The organism is Novosphingobium sp. ST904, assembly GCF_001298105.1.
Taxonomy (GTDB): domain Bacteria; phylum Pseudomonadota; class Alphaproteobacteria; order Sphingomonadales; family Sphingomonadaceae; genus Novosphingobium.
In genome coordinates this window covers 1-2,561 of record NZ_LGJH01000048.1, presented here as the reverse complement: position 1 = coordinate 2,561, position 2,561 = coordinate 1, and the positions used below count along the sequence as shown (strand labels likewise).

The 2,561-nt window shown below is 63.0% G+C and carries 3 protein-coding genes; all 3 read left to right on the top strand.

All coding sequences use genetic code 11. The annotated features are described in order from the left end of the window. The first annotated feature begins 155 nt into the window (after positions 1 to 155). The 3 genes from ADT71_RS00370 (at position 156) to ADT71_RS00360 (ending at position 2,525) form a co-directional block, all read left to right on the top strand. On the top strand, positions 156 to 446 hold the full coding sequence (locus ADT71_RS00370; RefSeq protein WP_369818134.1) for a transposase: 291 nt from the start codon (positions 156 to 158) through the stop codon (positions 444 to 446). Beyond that, positions 443 to 790 (top strand): IS66 family insertion sequence element accessory protein TnpB, encoded by a 348-nt coding sequence (gene tnpB, locus ADT71_RS00365; RefSeq protein ID WP_054434124.1) that lies wholly within the window; start codon positions 443 to 445, stop codon positions 788 to 790. The genes ADT71_RS00370 and tnpB overlap by 4 nt, the downstream gene beginning before the upstream one ends. Before the next feature lie 88 nt (positions 791 to 878). Further along, the gene (locus tag ADT71_RS00360) at positions 879 to 2,525 is read left to right on the top strand and encodes an IS66 family transposase (protein ID WP_054434122.1); all 1,647 of its coding nucleotides are present in this window, start codon (positions 879 to 881) and stop codon (positions 2,523 to 2,525) included. The last annotated feature ends 36 nt before the right edge of the window (positions 2,526 to 2,561 follow it).

Here is a 2,561-nt window from a genome sequence, read left to right as displayed (position 1 = left end):
GTACGCATCTGCTGAGCGGCGCCTTGCCGGTGGGATGATGGATCGGTCTTAAGGTCGCAGTTATTTGCGAACTTAGGAGCGGTGTTTGTGGGACGGATCACGGTTTTCGGCGGGCCTGAACGCGCCGTCGCTGGAGTGCTGAGGAACGGCGGCGCATTCTGGAAGAGGCGTTTGCGCAGGGTGCGTGTGTCGCGCAGGTGGCTCGGCGGTACGACGTCTCCACTGCGTTGGTCTATACCTGGCGGCGCAAGCTGAGCGCGGCGCTCGTTGCTTCGCAGGAAGACCATGGCTTCATCGAAGCTGTCGTGCTGGAAGACAAGAGCTCCATGCCCACGCCCGTGCAGCCGGCGATCACGGTCGAGCTTTCCCACGGCGCCCGGGTGAGCATCTACAATTCGGCGTCGCCGACCATGGCAGCGGCCGTCATCAAGGCCTTGGCCCGATGATCCCGATCCCGGGCGGTGTGCGAGTGTGGCTCGCGCTGGGTCACACGGATATGCGGCGGGGAATGCGGTCGCTGGCCCTGCAGGTTCAGAACTCCCTGAACAAGGACGTCCATGCCGGCGATCTGTACGTCTTCAGAGGACGAAGCGGGTCGCTGTGCAAGATCTTGTGGCATGACGGCCTCGGGATGTCGTTATATGCAAAACGCCTGGAAAGAGGGCGTTTTGTCTGGCCCTCAGCAAAGGACGGCACGATCGCAATCTCGGCGTCAGCGATGGCTTGCCTGTTGGAAGGCGTGGATTGGCGCAATCCGCAAGAGACCTGGCGACCCACGCAGGTCGGGTGATTCCCGCCTGCATCAAAATAGCAGCAGGACCGGCACAAAAGTGCTGTAAATGCTGGGTTCCTGCGGACTTGCGGGTTATAATCCGCGCATGGTCTCCAGCAACGCATCCGATGAGCTTGTGCAGCTTCGCTCTGAACTTGCCATCGTGCGTGAACAGGCACTGGTGGCAGAGGCCGAGGTCGCCAAAGTCTGGGCGATCAATGCCGACCTGCTGGCCCGCAACGCCCATCTCGAACTGATGAACGAGCAGATGCGCCGCGACAAATATGGTGCGCGGTCCGAGCGCAGCCGGCGCCTGCTGGATCAGCTCGAACTGACCTTCGAGGAACTGGAGGCCAATGCCAGCGAGGCCGAGTTGCTCGGCCAGATCGCAGCTGCCAAGACCACCACAGTTCAGGCGTTCATCCGCAAACGATCCACCCGCCGCGACTTTCCCGCCGATCTCCCGCGCGAGCAGGTCGTCATCCCCGCGCCGGACCTCTGCCCGTGCTGCGGCTCGGATGATCTGAGCCATCTGCCTGCGGCGGTCACCGAGACGCTCGAGCGCGTTCCGGCCCGGCATAAGGTGATCCAGACCGTGCGCGAGAAGGTCTCCTGCCGTCAGTGCGAGAAGATCAGCCAGCCACCCGCGCCCTTCCACGTAACCCCGCGCGGAATGTTCGGGCCGCACTTCCTGGCCAACCTCGCATTCCAGAAGTACGGCCTGCACCAACCCCTGAACAGCCAGCGGGACAGGCTCGAGGCCGAAGGCATTCCCTTGAGCCTCTCGACCCTCGCAGACCAGGTCGGTGCGATCTGTGTCGCGGTAAAGCCCCTGTTCCTGTTACTGGAAGCTCACGGACTTGCCGCAGACCGCCTGCATGCCGACGATACCACCGTCCCGCTTCTGGCCAAGCTCAAGACCAGCGTAGCGCGAATATGGGATTATGTGCGTGACGATCGCCCGTTCGGCGGCACGGCTCCGCCGGTGGCGCTATGCTATTACTCGAGCGATCGCAGAGGCGAGCATCCCCGCGCCCATCTGGCAGGCTATGCAGGGATTCTCCAGGTCGACCGGTATGCCGGCTTCAATGCCCTGTTCGAGGAAGGCCGGACGGACAAACCCATGACCCGCGCCAATTGCTGGGTTCACGCACGCCGGGAATTCTTCAAGCTCGTCGATATCAGGCAGCAACTCAAGCGCCGGAAGAAGGGCGCTACGCCGCTCGTCTCGCCGCTGGCGAGTGAAGCGCTCGAGATTATCGACCGGCTCTTTGCCATCGAGCGCGACATCAACGGCAAGCCTGCCGCCGAGCGCTTGGCCGTTCGCCAGGAATTATCCGCGCCCATCGTTGCCGAACTCGAGACCTGGATGCGCGAGACACGCAGCAAACTGTCTCGTCACGATGCCGTGGCCAAGGCCATCGCCTACCTCCAGAACGACTGGGACGGCTTCACCACCTTCCTCGCCGATGGCCGGATATGCCTCTCCAACAACGCCGCCGAGCGTGAGCTGCGCAGCGTGGCTCGGGGAAGAAAAGCATGGTTATTCGTCGGCTCTGATCGTGGCGGCCAGCGCGCCGCGATGATGTTCAGCCTCTTCGGTACCGCGCGCCTCAACGACGTCGATCCGCTCGCATGGTTCACTGACGTCCTCGCCCGGATCGCCGACATACCCCAGAGCCGCCTTCACGAACTCCTCCCTTGGCACTGGAAGACCGCTCAGCAGCAGCTCACACAGGAAATCGCTGCCTGACTTCCTGCAGCTCCGCGTCAGCTAGCGGATGCGTAC

What these genes read in the sequence shown, in the direction of transcription:
- tnpB (WP_054434124.1), top strand. Translation starts at nt 443, where the DNA reads ATGATCCCGATCCCGGGCGGTGTGCGAGTGTGGCTCGCGCTGGGTCAC.
- ADT71_RS00360 (WP_054434122.1), top strand. Translation starts at nt 879, where the DNA reads ATGGTCTCCAGCAACGCATCCGATGAGCTTGTGCAGCTTCGCTCTGAA.